This window comes from Ruminiclostridium josui JCM 17888, from assembly GCF_000526495.1.
In the GTDB taxonomy this organism is placed as follows: Bacteria; Bacillota; Clostridia; order Acetivibrionales; family DSM-1351; genus Ruminiclostridium; species Ruminiclostridium josui.
This window is the reverse complement of the sequence record NZ_JAGE01000001.1, coordinates 1,956,212-1,977,132: the sequence shown is the minus strand read 5'-3', so window position 1 is coordinate 1,977,132 and position 20,921 is coordinate 1,956,212. Positions and strand designations below refer to the sequence as shown.

At 36.0% G+C, this 20,921-nt stretch carries 18 protein-coding genes; 1 reads left to right on the top strand and 17 read right to left on the bottom strand.

The features are described from left to right. Positions 1-292 precede the first annotated feature (292 nt). Complete coding sequence (locus K412_RS0109245) at positions 293-532, top strand: AbrB/MazE/SpoVT family DNA-binding domain-containing protein (RefSeq protein WP_004619198.1); 240 nt, start codon at positions 293-295, stop codon at positions 530-532. Between the two features lie 63 nt (positions 533-595). On the opposite strand, the gene rsmI is transcribed toward K412_RS0109245, so the two are convergent. The 17 genes from rsmI to K412_RS0109160 all read right to left on the bottom strand — a co-directional run bounded on the left by rsmI (position 596) and on the right by K412_RS0109160 (position 20,921). Continuing rightward, positions 596-1,444: a 16S rRNA (cytidine(1402)-2'-O)-methyltransferase gene (gene rsmI / locus K412_RS0109240; protein ID WP_024832844.1), complete on the bottom strand. Its 849-nt coding sequence runs from the start codon at positions 1,442-1,444 to the stop codon at positions 596-598. Next, positions 1,437-2,192: a tRNA1(Val) (adenine(37)-N6)-methyltransferase gene (locus K412_RS0109235; protein WP_024832843.1), complete on the bottom strand. Its 756-nt coding sequence runs from the start codon at positions 2,190-2,192 to the stop codon at positions 1,437-1,439. Before K412_RS0109235 ends, rsmI begins: the two co-directional genes overlap by 8 nt. Before the next feature lie 84 nt (positions 2,193-2,276). Further along, positions 2,277-2,447 (bottom strand): DUF362 domain-containing protein, encoded by a 171-nt coding sequence (locus tag K412_RS0109230; RefSeq protein ID WP_024832842.1) that lies wholly within the window; start codon positions 2,445-2,447, stop codon positions 2,277-2,279. 106 nt (positions 2,448-2,553) lie between these two features. Then, the gene (locus tag K412_RS0109225; RefSeq protein ID WP_024832841.1) at positions 2,554-3,429 is read right to left on the bottom strand and encodes a PSP1 domain-containing protein; all 876 of its coding nucleotides are present in this window, start codon (positions 3,427-3,429) and stop codon (positions 2,554-2,556) included. Positions 3,430-3,460: 31 nt separating this feature from the next. Next, positions 3,461-4,429: a DNA polymerase III subunit delta' gene (holB, locus tag K412_RS0109220; RefSeq protein ID WP_024832840.1), complete on the bottom strand. Its 969-nt coding sequence runs from the start codon at positions 4,427-4,429 to the stop codon at positions 3,461-3,463. 15 nt (positions 4,430-4,444) lie between these two features. After that, positions 4,445-4,912 carry a YaaR family protein gene (locus K412_RS0109215; protein ID WP_034847378.1) on the bottom strand — a complete coding sequence of 156 codons (468 nt, stop codon included), beginning with the start codon at positions 4,910-4,912 and terminating at the stop codon, positions 4,445-4,447. A 16-nt stretch (positions 4,913-4,928) separates the two neighbouring features. Beyond that, entirely contained in the window at positions 4,929-5,258 is a 330-nt protein-coding gene (locus tag K412_RS0109210) for a cyclic-di-AMP receptor (RefSeq protein ID WP_024832838.1), read from the bottom strand. A 30-nt stretch (positions 5,259-5,288) separates the two neighbouring features. Further along, positions 5,289-5,909, bottom strand: coding sequence for a dTMP kinase (tmk, locus tag K412_RS0109205; RefSeq protein WP_024832837.1), 621 nt, complete (start codon positions 5,907-5,909; stop codon positions 5,289-5,291). Between the two features lie 52 nt (positions 5,910-5,961). Further along, positions 5,962-7,401 (bottom strand): aminotransferase class I/II-fold pyridoxal phosphate-dependent enzyme, encoded by a 1,440-nt coding sequence (locus K412_RS0109200; protein WP_024832836.1) that lies wholly within the window; start codon positions 7,399-7,401, stop codon positions 5,962-5,964. 102 nt (positions 7,402-7,503) lie between these two features. Continuing rightward, positions 7,504-10,599 carry a glycoside hydrolase family 2 TIM barrel-domain containing protein gene (locus tag K412_RS0109195; protein WP_024832835.1) on the bottom strand — a complete coding sequence of 1,032 codons (3,096 nt, stop codon included), beginning with the start codon at positions 10,597-10,599 and terminating at the stop codon, positions 7,504-7,506. A gap of 229 nt (positions 10,600-10,828) precedes the next feature. Further along, the gene (locus K412_RS0109190; RefSeq protein WP_024832834.1) at positions 10,829-12,064 is read right to left on the bottom strand and encodes an endo-1,4-beta-xylanase; all 1,236 of its coding nucleotides are present in this window, start codon (positions 12,062-12,064) and stop codon (positions 10,829-10,831) included. A 27-nt stretch (positions 12,065-12,091) separates the two neighbouring features. Further along, complete coding sequence (locus K412_RS0109185; RefSeq protein ID WP_024832833.1) at positions 12,092-13,006, bottom strand: carbohydrate ABC transporter permease; 915 nt, start codon at positions 13,004-13,006, stop codon at positions 12,092-12,094. Between the two features lie 9 nt (positions 13,007-13,015). Beyond that, on the bottom strand, positions 13,016-13,987 hold the full coding sequence (locus tag K412_RS0109180; RefSeq protein ID WP_024832832.1) for an ABC transporter permease: 972 nt from the start codon (positions 13,985-13,987) through the stop codon (positions 13,016-13,018). A gap of 86 nt (positions 13,988-14,073) precedes the next feature. Then, complete coding sequence (locus K412_RS0109175; RefSeq protein WP_024832831.1) at positions 14,074-15,777, bottom strand: ABC transporter substrate-binding protein; 1,704 nt, start codon at positions 15,775-15,777, stop codon at positions 14,074-14,076. Positions 15,778-15,892: 115 nt separating this feature from the next. After that, entirely contained in the window at positions 15,893-17,470 is a 1,578-nt protein-coding gene (locus tag K412_RS0109170; RefSeq protein ID WP_024832830.1) for a response regulator transcription factor, read from the bottom strand. Between the two features lie 70 nt (positions 17,471-17,540). Beyond that, positions 17,541-19,325: a sensor histidine kinase gene (locus K412_RS0109165; protein ID WP_024832829.1), complete on the bottom strand. Its 1,785-nt coding sequence runs from the start codon at positions 19,323-19,325 to the stop codon at positions 17,541-17,543. 18 nt (positions 19,326-19,343) lie between these two features. Continuing rightward, positions 19,344-20,921 carry a response regulator transcription factor gene (locus K412_RS0109160; protein WP_024832828.1) on the bottom strand — a complete coding sequence of 526 codons (1,578 nt, stop codon included), beginning with the start codon at positions 20,919-20,921 and terminating at the stop codon, positions 19,344-19,346.

The following is a 20,921-nucleotide window of genomic DNA, read 5'->3' as shown; positions in this document are numbered from 1 at the left end:
CAGAATTTTAGGCTTTTTTGTCGAATATTTCCCAAGCCAAAATAAAATTTTCCAGTATTATTTTTCTATCTTTGTAAAAATTAAATTAAACAAAAATTTTAACAATTTCGTAACATTTTAAGGATTTTCTTCTTTTTTATTAAAAGCCTTGTAATAACTGACTTATAAAGTATTATAATTGCAAAAATAACAAAAATCATGAAAAATTTTCAGTTGACGTTTATTGGAATTTATGGTATTATAAATTCGAAGTTTGTCTAAATATGTAGTGCATATGAGGAGGTCAATTTTGATGAAATCTACTGGTATTGTAAGAAAAGTTGATGAGCTTGGAAGAGTTGTTCTTCCAATCGAGCTACGCAGAACATTGGACATTGCAGAAAAGGATGCTTTAGAAATCTACGTTGATGAGGCAACCATTATATTGAAGAAATATGAGCCTGCATGTATCTTCTGTGGTAATGCTAAGGATGTAATCGTATACAAGGGTAAGAATATCTGCCCTGAGTGTATGAAAGAACTAAAGAAGTAATAATAATTTATTACTGAAAATCAAAAATAAAAAGAACCCGTGAAAGTTTTTCACAGGTTCTTTTTATTTTTTCATTACGGTACTATATACGTCTCTTTTACTTATACCCCTATCCTCAGCTACCTTTTTTATTGCATCTTTTTTTGTAAGTCCCTCTTCAATATATTTGTTTACATGATCTTCTATGCTGATTTCAGAGTATTTGTTACGTTCCTGCTCAACAAGCAATTCCTCATCCTGTCCCTCAATTATGACAACGAACTCACCTTTTGGAGCTTCTTCCTGAAACCGTTCCATTGCTTCAAATAAACTGCATCTTATAACCTCTTCAAACCTTTTGGTAAGCTCTCGTGCAAGGGCTATTTTTCTGTCTCCCCACGCATTGTACATATCCTTTAAAGTATATGGAAGTTTATGTGGAGCTTCATAAAATATTATTGTTCTGGTTTCATTTTTTAGCTGCTGAAGTCTTTCCTGTCTAGACCTCTTATTCATGGGAAGAAAGCCTTCAAATACAAATCTTCCAGCAGGCAGCCCTGATATAACCAGTCCCGTAACCGCTGCAACGGGCCCAGGAATCATTGTGACTTCAATATTATTTTCTATGGCAAGCTTCACCAAATCCTCTCCGGGGTCTGATATTCCCGGGCTTCCCGCATCAGATACCAGAGCAATGTTTTTGCCAAGAAGCAGCTGTTCTATAAGATAATTACCCTTTACTACCTTGTTATGCTCATAATAGCTTACAAGAGGTTTTTTTATCTCAAAGTGATTTAAAAGCTTGATTGTCTGCCTGGTATCCTCTGCTGCTATAAAGTCAACTTCTTTCAGCGTGTTTATTGCCCTGAAAGTTATATCCTGAAGATTACCAATAGGTGTTGCTACCAGATAAAGTTTACCCTTTTCACTCAATTTGTCCTTCCTCTTCTCTTCCATATATTTTATTTATCTCATCCGAGTACCTTCCGTCCGAGTTATACACATATAAGGGTTCCATTACCTTAAGTTCTGGGTTCCCCCCTCTGTTTCCCTTAATAAGCAGCATATTTGGTTTCTTGCCGGGTTTTGGGTGTACCATTCTTAAATACTTTGGCTCAATACCATTATTCCTCATACTACATATTATGTCAGCCAGTCTTTCAGGTCTGTGCACCATTGCAAGCTGTCCTCCGGGCACCAATAATGCTGCCGACGCACTTACAACATCCTCTAAGCTACATAAAATTTCATGTCGGGAAATTGCTTTGCTGTCCATAGGATTTACCAACCCGCAGCCTTTATTTGTATACGGTGGATTTGTAACTACAACATCAAAGCTGGATTTCCCAAAATACTCCCCATAAAGCTTTATGTCCCCATGAACTATCTCAATCCTGTCTGAGAGTTGGTTCATTAGTACACTTCTGGATGCCATCTCCGCCATTTCTTCTTGAATCTCAAGGCCAACAATCTTGGCTGCCTTTGTTTTTCCTGCCAAAAGTATTGGTATTATACCTGTTCCCGTCCCTATATCAAGAACCTTGTTGTTTCTCTTAACATCAGCAAAGTCAGACAACAGCACCGCATCCACTCCAAAACAGAATTTTTCTGTATTTTGTATAAGCTTGAGTCCCTTTAGCTGAAGATCGTCAATACGTTCTTTTTCTTTGATAGTAACCAAAAGTACACCCCTTATAATAGTTTTATCCCTGAAAAAAGGGCCAAATAAAGGATGACCCTTTATCTGACCCTTATTACCCAAGACTTATTTCTGTTGAGGAGCATCAACAGGACATACGTTTGCACATGCTCCACATTCTATACAAGTATCCTCATCAATTACATAAATACTATCTCCAGCAGTTATGCATGATACCGGACACTCTGATTCACATGCCCCACAGCTAATACAAGCATCAGTTATTGAATATGCCATTTTTAACACCTCCTAAATATTAAGGAAAACAAATATCTTGCTATTTGCTTTTCGCTACTATTTTACCATCTATTATACCGATTGACAAACTATTTTACCATCTCTTTTAATCCTCAAGTTGTTTAAGTGCTTCAAGGTCTAAATCATTGTCGTCACTGGTTGTCGCGTCTTTTATTACCCTAATTTCTCCATCCTTGAAATTATACACTCTCAAATCAGATTCATTACCAATGTCCAGTTTTACTTTAAGAATTTCCTTTAATAGTATTACCTCCACAACAGTTCCCTGTCCTTCAGGTGTCTCAACTATTGCGCCAACTTTGGGAACTCTGGCCAGAAGATCTTCATACGCTTCCTGCTCATATTTAAGACAGCACATAAGTCTTCCGCAAGTGCCTGAAATCTTGGTAGGATTTAGTGACAGAGATTGTTCTTTTGCCATTTTTATTGAAACAGGTTGGAATTCTCCTAAAAATGAATTACAACAGAGCACTCTGCCGCATATTCCTATTCCACCCATCATCTTCGACTCGTCTCTTACGCCAATCTGGCGAAGCTCTATTCTGGTTTTAAAAACTGATGCCAAATCCTTCACAAGTTCTCTGAAATCAACTCTTCCATCTGCTGTAAAATAAAACAAGACCTTGTTGTTGTCGAAGGTATATTCTACGTCTATAAGCTTCATTTCTAATTTGTGGTCGTTAATTTTTTGCAGGCATATATTGAATGCATCTTTTTCTTTTCTATCATTTTCCTGAGCATGAACATTATCTTCTTCAGTTGCTATTCTTATAACCTTTTTAAGCGGAGCAACTATCTCAGACTCTTCCACTTCTCTGTTAGGAACAACAACCAATCCGAATTCTATTCCCCTTGCAGTTTCAACTATGACATTCTGGTTTAAATCTATCACTAATTCACCGGGATCAAAATAGTATATCTTTCCTGCTTTTTTAAACCTAACTCCTACAACCTTTACCATCTATAAAATTCCTTTCTATAATACATAAATTTTACGTATTATTTGCCTGTTTAATTTTCATAAGCATAACTTCTATGGCAAGCTGGAAGTTGGCGTTATTATCTAAGCCTCTACGAGCATTCCAGACTGCCTGTATGCATTTTAAAACATGTGAAAAGGATAGTCCCACATTCTTAATAATCATATCTTTTTTATCTGAATTTATCAATAGACTTGTATCACCAGTCTCCTTGTAAATTAGTAAATCCCTGAAATACAATAGTATTACATGCAGTATATAGTCTACCCTATCATTATTTTTTTCAAACGTTTCATAAAACTTAAACAAGTCAGCGTCTTCTGCTGATACAAGCTTTGAAGTAAACTCCAGCACTTCCTCCCTTAATTGAAGGTAATATGACGACTCTGCAAGCTCTAATGCCGTACCTGCCACACCGTCAGCATATGAAACAATAAATTCCCAGTCAGGTTTTCTAAGCCCATAGTTTGACTCAAGAATTTCCATAACATCTTCATGTGACAATCTGTTAAATAGTATTCTCTGACATCTGGAACGTATGGTTTGTGCTACTGCCGCCGAAGATTGGACCGTTAATATAAATACTACATAGGGGGGCGGCTCCTCTAAAGATTTTAGCAGTGCATTTTGTGCTTGAATAGTCATAGCATCAGCATCGTTTATGACAATTACCTTGTATTTAGAATAAAGTGGCCTTATAACAAGCCCCTTTAGTATAGTTCTTATCTCCTCGACACTGATGCTTTTATCTTTTTGTATTATTTCATAAAAATCCGGATTTGAGGCTTCCTTGTACAACTGGCATGATTTACATTCCCCGCATGGGAATTTATCATCCCTGCACATAAGCATAGAGGCAAACTTCAGCGCAGTATCTCTTTTTCCAACTCCATCCGGACCTTCAAATATATATGCATGACTTACATTATCTTTTTGTACTGCAGCTCTTAATGCGGATAGTATTCTTTGGTGCCCTACCATTTTGCCTCCGTAACATCACAATAACAAGTCAAGTATTAATCCCCTGATATCATCAAGTTTTTTTAGTATGCTAATGTTATCTTTTTGTGATTTAAGTACTTCATTTGTCAGTTCAATAAGTTCTTCATTAATTTTTTTTATAATCGCGTAAACCCTGTGTCTTCCCCTTCTGTCAAGGAAGTTTTTCTTCGTAAAATGATGTGAATGTGAAACCGCCTCATCAAGAAATTCAGAAATCAACTGCTTGTATACCTTCAATTCCCTGATGTCGGTCTTTTTTCCAAGTTTTTTACCTTGGCTCTCTATTTTATCAGCAAGTACTTTAACCCTTTCTTCATAATTCTTGGTTTCAAGTTTTCTTAGCTGATATGAAAAAGTTGTATCTCTCTCATTTCTTATGGCTCTTTCATCTCTGCCGGGCAAAGCTGAAATATTTGCACGGTTATCGGACGAATCCTGTATCTTGATGGGAATTGGAATCACCTTCTTATAGCATATTTTAGACCTTGTGGAATTTCTCTACATCAACTACAAAAATTGTAGCTCCGCCTACCGTTACTTCAACGGGATATGGCATAAACATTCCGTTTATACCTCCAGATGAGGCTGGCGTATTTATAACCTGTTTTCTACTTTTTGACTTCTTTTCAATAATGGAAATTACTTCATCTAGCTTTTCTTCATCTACACCTACAAGTAAAGTGGTATTTCCGGCCTTTAAAAAACCTCCTGAAGAACACATTTTAGTAACACTAAAACCGCTCTTATTAAGTTCATCCATTACTCTGTTGCCGTCTTCATCATGTACAATAGCAAACACCAGTTTCATCAAAATCCCTCCTTAAATATATTATATTTTTTAAATTATTTCCGTAAGGTACAACTTTATTTGTGAAGATATTTCTTCTATTGATTTAGAAGCATCTATTGTCTTAATCCTATCGGGATATAATAATGCCATTTTCCTGTAACCTTCATATACTCTTGTATGAAAATCCATTTTTTCCTGTTCTATCCTATCTGCACCCGTGGTTTTTATTCTTCTTTGGATTGCCAAATGCGGGTCAATGTCCAGAAAAAATGTAATATCAGGTACTATACCGTCAACTGCGGCTCTATTGACATCCGCCACTGTTTTAAGGTCAACCCCTCTGCCACACCCCTGATATGCAAAGCTCGAATCTACAAACCTGTCACATATAACACATTTTCCGCTATCTAAAGCCGGCTTTATGACCTGAAAAACATGCTGGGCTCTGGCTGCAGCGTAAAGCATCATCTCTGTTAAAGGGGAAATATCGGTATTTTTAGGATCTAGTATCAAATCCCTGATCATCTCGCTGATTTGGGTACCCCCAGGTTCTCTGGATAGTACAACCTCATTTCCTGCAGACTTTAGAAATTCTTCCATCAGTTTAATCTGAGTTGTCTTTCCCGATCCATCAGTTCCTTCAACAGTTATAAACAAACCTTTACGCATTATTTTACCTCCAACTGTTTTCTCTTTTGTCTGATACAAAAATTATAACACATTATTTTACAACTTGGACACTAATATTATTGCCAATGCCATTAACCTTTCCACCTAATTCAATAATGGATTCTATGTAGCTTATTTTCTCACTGTCTATTATTTCTCCCGGATATAGAATTGGAATACCTGGAGGATATGGAGTTATCACTCCCCCACATATCCTTCCGATACAGTTTTTTAATTCCTTAGACTCCTTTTGTGCAGCATATGCTTCATAAGGACTTAATGCCGATAAAGCATCAACTGGTTTTTGTCTTGCCAAACTACGTACTTTTTCCGCCTGCCTTACCCACTCATCATTAAAAGGTATTTGATTCAACTTTGACAAACTTTCATATAGCCTGTCTAAATTCCTCTTTTCATCCGCTATTGTTGTAATCAAAACAAGGTTTTCATAATCAGCCATTTCTACCTGAACGGATAACTTTGCTCTTAGCTCTGCTTCAGCCTTATATCCACTTATACCAAGTCCTGATGTATTTAACACAAGCCTTGTGGTATCCAGTACTGTATTAATATTCGTATAGTTATCTTCTAATACCTTAAACCCATGTAATTCAGCGAGTCTATTTTTAAAAGCATTGATTTCTTCAATCAAATGAGATAGTCTTTCTTTTCCTTCTGTTTGCATCAGCTCTCTTGCAATATCAAGATACGTCATTATAATATATGAAGGACTTGAAGTTTGGAGCATGGCTAAGTTAAATCTTATTTTCTCAATGTCAATAAGAGAGCCATTTATATGCATGTACGCCCCCTGAGTAACAGCAGGAAGTGTTTTATGTGCACTTTGTATTACAATGTCTGCTTTGTATTGGTTTGCTGAAGGAGGCAGCAGAGGACTAAATGCCAAATGCGCTCCGTGAGCTTCATCCACTATCAAAGGTTTTCCGTGAGAATGAACAACCTTAACTATACTTTCAATATCGCTGCATATACCGTAATAATTAGGCCTTGTAATAAGCACTGCGGCTGCATCTGGATACATACAAAGAGCTTTTTCAATACTTTCTGCCGATATTCCTTCATTTATTCCAAACTTGCAGTTGTATTGAGGATATATAAATATTGGTTCTGCTCCGGACAATATCAGCCCTGATACTACAGATTTATGCGAATCTCTTTCTACTATTACTTTTTGGCCTCTTGTACAAACGCTCATAATTGCAGCTTGAATTCCGCAAGTTGAGCCATTTACAAGAAAAAAAGTACTATCCGCCCCAAATGCCATTGCCGCAAGCTCTTGAGCCTCTTTTATTATTCCCTCGGGATAATGAAGGTTATCTGTTCCATCAATCTCCGTAACGTCAAGCTTAAGGACATTCATGGCAAGTTCTTGTGGAATTCCCCTTGCCAGCTTGTGCCCCGGCATATGAAATATATTTATATTTTCTTTTTCGTATTTTCTTAAATAATTATATATTGGCAAGTTATACATTTTTGCACCCTTTCCAAGTAAAACCGCTGTTTACATATTTCAAGCCGGGTATGGATTTGATTATACCATCACCCGGCCTGCATAACCCGGCTCATATCTATTTTACTTTCTAAAGGCATTCTTTACAACAAGGGGTACTAAGTCCCTTTTTTTTGTAAAAGGCTTTATGAACATAGTGTAATGAAATCTCTGAGCATTAAAACGATACTTCTCCATAAGCTCAGGCCCGCAGCTGTTTGAGCCTATTCCACTTTGAGCATAATCTATACAAAGCACAGTGTTTCCACACTTCTCCAACTCAAAATTGTGAAGCTTACTTGTAAGTTCCTCTTGAGTATAGTAAGATGCACTAAAACTAAATGGTTCATCACCAGTTATCAGCAAACCGAGACCACAATTTGACATCAGCTTTACATAATGACATCCCCAGTGGCTTCCGTTTTCCTGTGGCTTCAAGTAGTCCTCATGCATACTTCCCACATTGGATTTAAAGCGTCCCATATATGATGCCCTTCTCTTGTCTGCATAGCTTTCATATGGGCCATATCCGAAATATTCAACATTGCTGATATACTCTGGCAGAAATAATCTCAGGCCAAATCGAGGCAGAAACGGCATTTCCATATTTCTTTCCACTTGTATGTTAACTGATACAAGTCCATTCTCTGCTATATTCCACTCTGTACTTATACTCAGTATTCTCTGTATATGAACTGCCAATAGTGATAATTCCGTTATTATCCTTACATTGCCGCTTTCCTTGAATACTTGAGTATTATATACTCGAGAATAAGTCCTGTCGTAACCTGCCTCTTCCCATTTTTGCCGCACATTTCTGTCATTGTCGGTAGGTGCCCTCCATATATTATAATTCATTGGCTTATCAAGGATTACATTATTTTCGTATACCATTTTATCAAATACACCTGTCATTTTATTAAAGGTGTATCTAAAGTTTTTTCCTACTATAACTACCTTACTATCCGACTCTACCAAGGATAATTCTGAAACATCTGAATTTGATTCTTTCAGAATAGCCGTGATTCTGTCCTCCTGTAGACCTACCTTGTCAACATCCAGCTTTATCTGGTCAAAACCAAGTTGATAACCTCTTTTAACAAAAGGTGTATCATTTTTTTGAATATAATCAAATTTAATATAGCAATCACCTTCATCTACGTCAGGAAGGCTCAAACTTATGACTTTTTCCTCATGTGGCTGAATATCTAAAATATGCGGATCATCTATAATACCTCTGAATATAACCTCGCCGCTTTTGGTTACTTCATAGGAAATATACAGGCAGTCTTTTGAATTAATAAAATCAAGCATATTTTTAAAGACAAATTTGCCTTCTTTAGGGTTCTCCTTTACCAATCTCAAAGGCCTCAGTACATTTTTATATTCCATCAGTCCCGTATGAACCCTTCTATCAGGATAAACCAATCCATCCATGCAAAAATTGCCGTCATGTGGAAATTCACCGAAATCCCCACCGTAAAAATACTTTTCCCTGCCATCTGGGGTTTTTCCCATGTAAATAGCATGATCACACCATTCCCAAACAAATCCTCCGCATAAACCATCGTATTTTTGAATCTGGTTATGATATTCCTCAAGATCTCCAGGACCATTACCCATAGCATGAGAATATTCACACAAAATAAAAGGTTTGGTTACATTTCTCTGAAAATATTCAATTATGTCTTCAACTGAGGCATACATTCGACTATATAAATCCAAACCACTGAAATCAGCATGATAGCCCTCCGGCGGATACAAAGCACTTTCATAATGAGTGAGTCTGCTGGTATCATAACCTTTTAGCCACTTTAATGCATTCTCAAAGTTTCGGCCATATCCGGATTCGTTTCCAAGGGACCATATAACAACACAAGGATGATTCTTATCCCTTATAACACAGCTCTTTACCCGGTCTATAATGGCCTCTTCATATTCGGGGTCATGCGCCAGCATTGGGAATGCTTTTCCATCTTGCCAGCCTCCAAAAAGTGTAGTTGTACCATGAGATTCAATATCAGCCTCGGCAATCACATAGAATCCGTATTTATCGCAAAGCTCAGTAAATACAGGAGAATTTGGATAGTGACTTGTACGAATAGCATTTATATTGTGCTGCTTCATCAAAGTCAAATCTCGCAACATATCTTGCATTTCTACAGCCGGGCCTTTTACCAGATCAGAGTCATGTCGATTTACGCCTTTGAATTTTATTTTTTGACCATTTAGGTAAACAATACTATTCTCAACTTTTATTTCACGAATGCCTACCTGCACTGAAATAGCTTCATATGCAGATTCCAACACCAAATTATACAGATTTGGGATTTCTGCACTCCACAATTTTGGATTATCTATTTTAATACTCAAGCTATTTCCCTGTACTTTTCCCTTTGCTTCAATATTTCCAGTACTAACATCAACAAGCCTATATTCTAAGTCGGAAACACTTCCTATAAAATCCAAGTCTACTGTTATTTCAGCCTTTTTATAGTTATCGTAAAGTGAAGTTTTCACAAAGAAATCCCTTATATGTTTCTCAGGCCTAAGAAGAATATATACATCTCTAAATATACCTGATGTCCTGAATTTATCCTGATCCTCAAAGTAACTACCATCACACCATTTAAGTACAAGAACCGCTATAGTATTAGTTCCTTCATGTACATGGTCAGTTATATCAAATTCACTGGTTGAATGGGAAACTTGACTGTAACCAATGAATTTCCCATTAATCCATAAATAGAAGCATGAATCAACACCTTCAAAATTGATATATTTCTTCATTCCAATCCAACTGCTGTCTGCATTAAACTCTCTGACATATACGCCGCATGGGTTTTCTACGGGAACATAAGGGGGATCATAGGGAAAAGGATACTTTATATTTGTATATTGATGCCTGTCATAACCATGGTTTTGCCATACAGAAGGAACAGGTATCTTAGTGGATCCTGAACGGTCATACCCCGGCAAATAGAATTCATCCCTTATATTGTATACACTTTTGAAATAAAGAAAATCCCACTCTCCATTTAATGAATAAAATCTTTTTGACTTTGTTCTGTCATTGCAGTTATCCATATCCCCCGGTGGATAAGGTATATAATATGCTCTTTTGTCCATGGTCCCTACATGCAATGTTTTAGGGTCCTCAAAATATTTTTTTATTATCATTTTTTCACAATCCTTTACGGTTTGGTTTACAGCCTTAGTCTTTTTATATTTTAATTAAATTATAACCCTAATTAACTGTAAACAGTCTAATAAACTTTACAAAATTAGTATGTGCAAAGTTTTAATTATTGAACCATAATGAAAAAAAGAATAAAAAAATTACCGGATTAAATCGAAGTTTGAGAAGGTCAATCGTCCGGTAATATTATATAACGCTACACTACTACTCTTAAATTTTAAGTTCGACAGCCTCATTTGCGCTATCAATAGTAAAGCCAATCTTTTTGCCATGGCAGGAAACTTCGTAATCACCCAAGAATCCGGAAACCTTAATTTCTCCGTTTTCATCCGTAATATACTTGGTCGGTTTCAACCACCATTCACCTTTTACAAGGTTGTATAATTCATTATATGCAGGCTTAACCCTGTTATCAACTGTAACTAATCCTGATGGTGCTCCAAGCCAAGCTCCATCTGCAAAATCCCACCAGGTAATTGATTCAACATTTGGGTTTTCCAAAAGCGTCTTGTAATGAGATACAACTTCTCTGGCTTGTCTTTCCTCACCTTCAGGTGTTGAAGGCCATTCTTCTACTTGATAGTCATTCAGGTCTTCAATTTCAGGCGGTATCAAGTTTCCTGAAACCAAAGTATTCTCTGTAAAATGAAGGGGAATACCAAACCTGGAAAACCTTTCAAGTACTTCCAAAGTCTTTTCCACTCCCCAGTAACCCTGATGCATATGAGATTGTATTCCTATAGCATCAATAGGTACTCCGGCCTCAATAAGCCCTTCCAGCAAAATAGCATATGATTCAGAAGTGTTAAAGTCGTTAATCAACAGTATCGCACCTAGATTTGCTTTTTTAGCTTCTTCAAAGACCTTTCTAACCAGCTTTATACGTCCAAGCTCCTTGCAAATCCTTGTAATTCCGTTATCATACTTATCAAAAACTGGCATTATAACAACTTCATTTATTGCATCCCAAATATCTATCAAGCCACTAAACTCTGAAACATCACGGTTAATACGACTCATCTGAGCAGCAAGTATTTCTTCATTTGTCATATCTAGCAACCATGGTGCTGTAATAGTATGCCAGCACAGGGGGTGTCCTTTTAGCAGAAGCCCATGTGAAGCCAACCATTGAGCTGCCTTCTTTGTTTCATTTATCATAGGCTGCCCTTTTATTTGTTCATAAAAGCCCCAATAAAAAGGTATGGTTGCGAAGTTGAACAAATCAAAAAACTTCTCAAATCGTTGTTCAGCACGTTCTTTTTCTGCATCCTTAAACATGTTATTAACATAAGGAATAGCATCAAATTGTGAACAACCAAATAGGAACTTATGATTGGTCTGTTCAACAATAACTTCTGTATCTCTCAAAACATTTCCGTCTGCTCCAGAAAGTTTGATGGTCTTTGTTGCTGCTCTATGGCTATACTTGCTGTTAGCTGCACTCATTATTCCTTCTCCTTCACGGAAATGGGATTATTCTTTAACTCCACCTACATTCAAACCTACAACGAAGTATCTTTGCAGGAATGGGTATACAATAATTATCGGCACAGCTGCTACTATTGTAATAGATGCTCTTATAGACAAGGACGTAACCATACTGTCTGCTGTTTGCGAATTGGCACCCACACCTGCTGCCAAAGCAGGATTTGAATTGAAGTTCTGTGTTGAACTCAGCAATTTCATCAACTCATATTGCAACGTACTAAGGTTCTGCTTTGATGAACAATACAGGAATGTATCAAACCATGTATTCCACGCACCAACTGCAACAAACAATGCAATTGTAGCCAGTACTGGTTTACACAATGGAAAGATTACTTGAATAAATATTCTGAAATCTCCTGCTCCGTCGATTCTTGCAGATTCAACAAAGCTTTCAGGTATACCTATAATAAAGGTTCTAATAACAATCATGTTAAATGCTGCTATCATTGTTGGAAGAACATATACCCAGAAGCTATTCAACAAATGCAAATTCTTTATAAGGAAGTAGTTAGGTATTATACCTGCATTAAAATACATTGTTAATACAAATACTAATGTTATTGGCTTTCTGAATACGTATTCCTTTCTGCTTAATGTATAAGAAAGCATTGTTGTAAGGAATAAATTCGTCACAGTAGAAAGCACTGTTCTTTCTACTGACACCAAAAATGCATGAAATATATTACCACCAATGAATATAGCCCTATAATTCTGTAGCGAAAAATCTCTAGGCCAAAGGTATATTCCACCTCTTAAAGTATCAATACCACTATTAAAAGATATTGCAAGTGTATTTAAAAATGGATAGAGAGTTACAATCATAAGTATAGCCATGAAGAAAAAATTAAATGTGTTAAAAACAACGTCTCCTATCCTTACGGGTTTTCGTCGATTAATCATAGTACCTCCTTAGATAAGCCTTTCTTCGCCTAATCTCTTAGCAACATTATTGGCAATGAATAGCATAATAATTGCAATTACACTCTTAAATATACCAGCGGCTGTTGCAAGCGAATAATTGAATTGGTTAATACCATACTTGATAACATAAATATCTATAGTTTCAGACCAGTCTAAAACAGGTCCCTTTCCTAACAAGTACTGAATTTCGAAACCAGCTTCCATAACGTGACCTATAGACATTATCAGAAGTACTACAAAGGTAGCTTTAATTCCCGGAAGTGTAACATGCCACATTTTTCTGAATCTTCCAGCTCCATCTAAGCCAGCAGCCTCATATAGAGCAGGGTCGATGGCAGTTATTGCTCCAAGGTAAATTATAGTATTCCATCCAAGTTCTTTCCATACGTTGGTGGCACCTACAATTCCCCAGAAATACTTTCCTTCACTTAGCCAATTGATTGGAGAATCAATTATACCTAATTTCATAAAGAGTATATTTACAATACCTCCCTCAGTTGAAAGGGAAGTAGCTACAATCCCAGTTACAATTACCCAAGATAAAAAGTGTGGTAAATAAGATACCGTTTGAACAGTTCTCTTAAAGAAAACATTTTTAATTTCATTTAGAAGTAGTGCAAGTATTATTGCTGTAACATAACTTAGTATGAGGTTTATAAAACTCATACAAATTGTATTTCTAAAATCTCTGATAAAATTCTCATCTTTAAAGAGATATTTAAAGTTTTGGAGCCCAACCCACTTTTGTTCAAAAAAGCCTTTTGCCGGTTTATAATTCTGGAAAGCCATGAGCCAGCCCCAAATTGGTACATATGAAAATATTAATATATAAATGAGCATAGGTACGGACATAAATATAAGCTGCTTTTGCTTTACAATTGTGTTCCAGGTTAATTTATGTCCCGTTAATTTCTTGCTTTGTAGTTTATTTTCAGCTAAAGCTGTTCCATTATTAGCCATACTGCCTCCCAGTAAATCAAGTCATTGGATTTTTTAAATATCCATTGGAGCATAATTTATATGCTCCAATGGACTTTAACTATCTATTATTTCCAGTTCTCAGCTCTCCACGCGAGTTGCTCATTAATTCTATCAATATAAGCTTGAATATCTTCTTTGTGGAGTTGATTTACATATTCTTCCCATACGCTGTCAAACTTATCTGGTTTAGCAAGTATTGCCTTTGGAAGATATTTAGTTGCAATATCTCCAACTTTTGTGTTAGCTAAGCTTGCAGGTGATCCGTCAACAAGATCTATCTGCCATGCTGGATATGAAATTCTGTTTTCTGGAGCTGGGCTGAAGAAATCAGACTGTTGGTCATATCCATATGCTTTTAAGAATTCCTTATCATAATCACTAAGTGCATCGAAGTATTCTTTTGGCTGTCCTCCAGGGCTGGTAGCATTTCCATCCTCAAATGTACCTTCCATCTTAGGAGCATAGTACCAGAGTGTATGAGCCATGTTACCAAGTCTCCAAGTCTGGTCATTGTAGTTTACACGTTGTTCAGGAGTCATGTAGTACATACCCTGATCGTCAACCATGTAATCTTCTCCTTCAATTCCCCAACCAAGAATCTTCTGCCATTTTTCTGTAAGTAATGCATCAAAGAATTTAATAATTCTCTCAGGATCTTTTGCACTCTTTGTAATAGCATAACCTGTATTAACATTGAGAACAGGTCTATCCATGTAGTAATCCTGGATTCCTTCATCAAATACCAATGGCAATGGAGCATATGTTCTTTCATCTTTCTTCTGAGTCTTTAATGTCAATTCAGCATTGCTGAAGTTCCAGTGCTGATCGAACATACCAAGAACTCTACCGCTTGAAAGCTTAGCCATATATTGGTCATAGTTCATAGTGAATGATTCAGGATCAAGTAATCCCTTAGCATTTATTTCATTAAGTTTCTTGTAGTATCTCTTTGCATAATCCTTATCCCAGAAGAATTCAGCAGTGTTAGTTTCAGAATCAACTACAACACCACCATCGTTTGGATGACCAATCAAATGTTGAGGTGGATTCTTTAGACAGAAGTCTCTCCAACCTTCTGAAAGAACTTCGAATCCAATTGTTGGTTGTCCGTCGATTGTTGGATTCTTTGCTTTATACTTTTCTATAAGATCGAAGTACTGGTCAAGAGTTTTTACCTTTGGATATCCAGCATCTTTCAATACTGCTTTTTGTATAAAGAAAGCAGGACCTTCGTTAACGTTTATACTAAAATCATTGTAATAAACACCATAGTCAGGCATTACATAAAAATGTCCGTCTGTAACGTCTTTAACCTTGTTCTTATATGGTTCATAATGTTTCTTGAGGTTTGGAGCACTCTTATCGATTATATCCTCTAAAGGAACCAAAGCACCTGCTCCCACGAACTTACTAATTATATCTGAGCTCATGGTTATAACGTCAGGATATTCTCCACCGGCAATCAAAACACCAATTTTTTGGTTTTTGTCACCTACTAGGAATTCCCAGTTAATGCTAACTCCAAGTTCTTCTTTAATTTTCTTGTAAATTTTGTTATCTGGTGTTGGTGCTTGACCAGGGTCAGTGATAAAGAAGCTTATCTCGATAGGATCAAGCTTTTCAGCTGCTGAACCTGTAGCTGTTGCTGAGCCAGAAGTTGAAGTAGAAGAGCTGCTGCTATCAGAACCGCCACAACCTGATAATACAAAGCTAATTGACATTAACCCTGCTAATAGTGCTACTAGCCAATTTCTCTTTTTTAACATCATTTTTTCTCCTCCTTATTTTTTATAGTCTCCTACGATAGAGATACTACATCTTTATTATCAGTTTTTAAGAGGTATAATTCAATTTGCAAAAATAAAGATTTACTACCTAAAAATTTTAGTTCTTGTTATTTAACATAATTTTATAATCACTGGGCTTTATAGAGAACTTTTTTACAAACTGGTCCAGAAAATTGCTGTATGAACTATATCCTACTCTCTCAGCTATTTCATGCACTTTTAGGTTTGTATTTTCTAGCAGGTTCTTGGCCTCTTCCATTCTGAGACCATGGAGATACTCATTGAAACTGCATCCAAACCACTTGTTTATTTGGTGTCCAAGATAGTTGGGGTGTATATAAAGTTTCTTAGAAATCTCCCTGATTGTCAGATTTCTTGTATAGTTATTCTTTATATACTCCTCCACTAGTTTCATATCTGAATTTTTCGTATTATTTTTTATGCTTTTAGCATATATAACAAATTTGCTACAGTATTCATATGCCATCTTCTCCATTTCATCTATTATCAGGCTTTTTGCCAATATTCCTGTAATTGAATCAAGCAGTGGTATCTGATCCGTATTACCACCTAAGCTGGATACTATAGCTATACTTTTATATATGATGTTAACTACATACATTTTGATTATTTCGGGAGCTGTAAATTCACGTCGGAAATCCGAAAAAACTGCTTCAATTGCATTTTTAATTCTCTCTTCATCCAGACTATCAAGAGCATTATACATATCTTCGATTTTGTATATTCCCTCAAAACTGTAGTTTAATGAAAAATCCTTTATGTTTTGATAGAAAATTGTACTGCCGGGGGTACTAAAAAATCTATAGTTTATTGCCTTATGAGCTTGAGACATGGATTCAGAAAGTTCAGAAAGCTCAGTTACCGTGTTACCTACTCCTAGGTAACAGCCTTCCCCAAAAATCTTTGATACTTTTGATTTTAATGTTTCTATTATTTTATCTGTTTGCACTTCTGATATTGTACAGACCACAATCCCTTCTAGTACCGTATTAGTTAATATGGGATATATATATATACCCTCAATACCTGTATTTACTAGCTCATTTAGTATTCCAAAGGTGTCCTCGCTAATGTCATAGCTTTTTATATTCGCTGTTTCCCACGCCTGAGGTGTACCTAAACAAACATAAAACCATTTCGCATTATTTTTCCATATATCTATCGGCATTCTGCTCTTAAGTTCGTCTTCATCTAAATTCCCCAAAAGGAATTCCCCAAGTAAATTCCCTATATCAGCACGTACGTTATTAGCGGTCATTTTTCCGAGTTGATATTTTTCTTCCAGTTTGTCCACTATTTCTACAAGAACTTCCGAAAATTCATCTTTAAAGACAGGCTTTAAAACATAATAGCGGATTCCATACTGCATAGCTTTTTTTGCGTATTCAAATTCATCATATCCGCTTACAATTATAAATATAGTATCCTGATTTACATTTTCTTTAACATTTCTTATTAATTCCAGCCCATCCATTCCTGGCATTCTTATGTCTGTAACCACTAAATCAGGCTTAGTTTCTTTAATTTTATTTAATGCTTCATCACCATTTTTACCTTCCCCACAGATAGTAAACCCAAGCTCTTTCCAATCTGCCACAATCTTTAATGCTTCAAGTGCCATAGGCTCATCATCCACAAGTAAAACCTTAAACATCAAAAAGCCTCCTCCTTGAAAATTGCATGATAACCTCTATAAATATATACCAAATATTGCATTGTACGGTCTATAGCTTTTCAAAAGGTATTGTAAAATAAATCGTCGTCCCTGCATTGATACGGCTTTCAATATTGAAAGATACATCTTCTCCATAATAAAGTCTTAACCGTCTGTACACATTTCTGATTCCAATGCTTGTACTAACTTCGACTTCACTTTTAATATTATCAATTATCTCCCTCAATGTGTATTGGTCCATTCCGGAACCATTATCCCTGACACTTACTCTAAGTCCTGCATCACACGTATATATATCAATATTTATTACCCCAACATCTTTTATTGCCTGTATACCATGCTTACATGCATTTTCAACTAAAGGCTGAAGGCTCATTTTAGGTATTTTGGAATCAAGTAGGGCTTCATCAACATTAATCTCATAATGGAATTTGTCACAAAAACGGAATTTTTCAATTTTTAAATACATTTCAGTAAATGATAGTTCTTCTTCAATCGTTACCAGATCATCCTTCCAGCTTAATAAGCGCCTCAAGGTTTTTGATAAGTATTTTATTACATCTACAATTTCTGTATAATTATTTTTTACGCTAACTACCAATATTGCATTTAGAGTATTAAATAGAAAATGTGGATTCATCTGGCTTTGCAAAAAGTTTATTTCTGCTCTAACCTGTTCCAATTCCAGACTCTTTTTTTGTAGTTCCAACTTATAGACATCATTTATAAGTGTATTTATTCTTGCTGCCATTAGGTTGAAGTTTCTGATAACTCCCCCAATTTCATCTTCACCTTCGTTTATATTTACCAGTTCAAACTTCCCATCTCTAAATTTAAGCATATGCTTGGATAATTTTTTCAGTCTGTAATTATATGACCTTACAATAACAAACATGAGCAGCGATGAGATAAGAATACTTATAAATGCAAAAATTAATACAAAACTTAGGGTATCCCCCACAGATTCAGATATGCGCTCTCTGTTGGTGACCCCTATAAGTTTCCAGCCTTTAAAATATGATAAATTCCCAAGATATGCTTCAAGAATCATATTTTCCTGACCGAGGGAACTGTTATTAAATTTCTCCAGTCTATCAATATTACTTTTCCCGCTTCCTCCTGCAGTTGAAGATACTATTGTATTATTAGGATCAACCAAGTATAAACTCAGATAATCCCTTTCACGATTAAAAATAGTAAATACTTTATCCAGACTTATATCAACTTTTAGTATTTTTTCACGGCTGCCTAAAGAAGAGTTGTTGTGGGAACTTCTCAGTATACTTAAATACTGTATCTGCCTAACGGGAGCACTACTTGTACTTCCCAGATATGTTCTGATAAGAACCTGTTCATTTGATTCGGATAAATCCTTATACCAAGGGGTACTTTTAACACTATTGTCTATACGGTAATATGTTCCACCTGTTCTTATACTGGGGTTATCTATATATAAGCTTATGTTTGTGATATAGTTATATGCTACAGTGTAGATTGATAATCTATTTCTTAAAGTGCTGTTATAAACATCATAATAATCACTTACATCTTCGTATCTGGCGTCCAATAAATTGTATATAATTTCATCAGTAGATATGGAATGGCTAACGGCAATACCTCCCTCTATCAAGGTATTGATATCGTTTTTTGCCCTTTCCATTGATATTCGATAGTTATTTTCTTCTCTCTGAGTTACTACCTTATAAAACTTATCGAGAAATGCTGCATTGATTAATATTATAGGTGTTAATATACAAACTACGTATATTATAAGAAATTTAATGTTTAGCGGAATATCATTAACCCTGCTTAAAATTCTCGGCCTAAATTTCATGGTAGATTCATCTCCGAATTAAGTAGTTTTCCCTGTTTTAAATGCTGATGGGGGCAGATTTGTAATGGCTTTAAATTTGCTTAAAAAATATTTAGGATCATTGTACCCAACAGCACTTGAAATCTCACTAACTTTCATATCAGTTCTCTGAAGAAGTTTTTTGGCTTCTTCTATACGTACAGTGTTTAGGTAATCATTAAACTGCATACTGGAAAACTTTTTAAATAGTTGCCCTAGATACACAGAATTCATGTAAAAATGCCGTGCTACCTCTTTTAGTTTAATGTCTTTACAATAATTCTGTTTAATATAGTTTTTTACCTCACTTATAATGTACTGAGGGTTCCCCTGTTTAAATCCGTTTATATGTGAAGCCGCACTCAAGCACTGTTTCAGAAATTCGCTCCTAAGTTCTGACATATTCATGTGTTCTGCTGTTTTCTGAAACTCCAACGCAAGAGTCAGAAATTCCTTCAAGTCCCCGCCTATTTCCATTATAACCTTTACCAGCTCCATCTGGAAGCTCATAAGATATGAAATGATTATCTGAGGTGCACTGTGATTTTCTGAAAAATTCTCAAAAAGTCTGCATACAATCGGCTCAATATCTTCTGCACGGTTGGATCTTATCAGGTCTAATAATGTATTATAGTCTTCAATGCACATTTCAAAATTAATATTTAGCCCCTTAACATTTTCATAATTTATGAAACTTTTATCAGGGGAATAGAATTTAAAGCCAATGGCAAAAAGAGCCTGTCTATATACCTTACTTATGAATGATAGGCCCTTTTCGGAGTCACTTATGGAGGCGTAAACTACATCTCCAAATATTTGATTTAATTGTAAAAGTAAGCTTTGAGCCAACTCCTCAAGAGAACTGAAGAATGGCATTTTTTCACTGGCAATTATGCCAATTCTTCCTTTTCCATCTTCAAAAACACGAAACTGAAAATCTGAACCAAGAGCATTCTCTATGACCCTTTCCGCTTGCATTCTATTTATATTCAGTCCGCTTTTTTCTTCTCCATGAGTCCAGCTGTCAGCTGAATCAATCTCAAAAAGAATACACCGGATCTCCTCATCCTCCGCAATATTCAGAAGCATACCTACCCTGCCTACAATAGACGGTTTATTGTCCCCGTTTATCAATCTCATAATGCTCTGATTTGCAATGAAGGAAAGCTGTTTGTTTACATTTTCGGTTTTCTTCCGTTCCTGTCTGATTTGTTCCGCCAGTTTCTTAACAACACTATCCAGTTCAACATCATCCAATGGTTTGAGCAAGTAGTTGCTTGCATTGTACAGCATGGCTTGTTTTGCATATGAAAAATCATCATAGCCGCTGAGTATAACAAACTTTGCAGTGGATTTGAGTTTTTGAGTGGACAGTCTAATTAACTCCAGACCATCTATACCAGGCATGCTTATATCAGTAATTATAAGATCAGGGTTGCATACTCTCACAATTTCCAGTGCATCCTCACCATTTGATGCTTCACCGCAAATTCTAAAGCCATGTGCTTCCCAATCCAGCATAACTTTCAGCCCCTCAAGAACATATGGTTCATCATCTACAAGAAGTACTTTCAACAT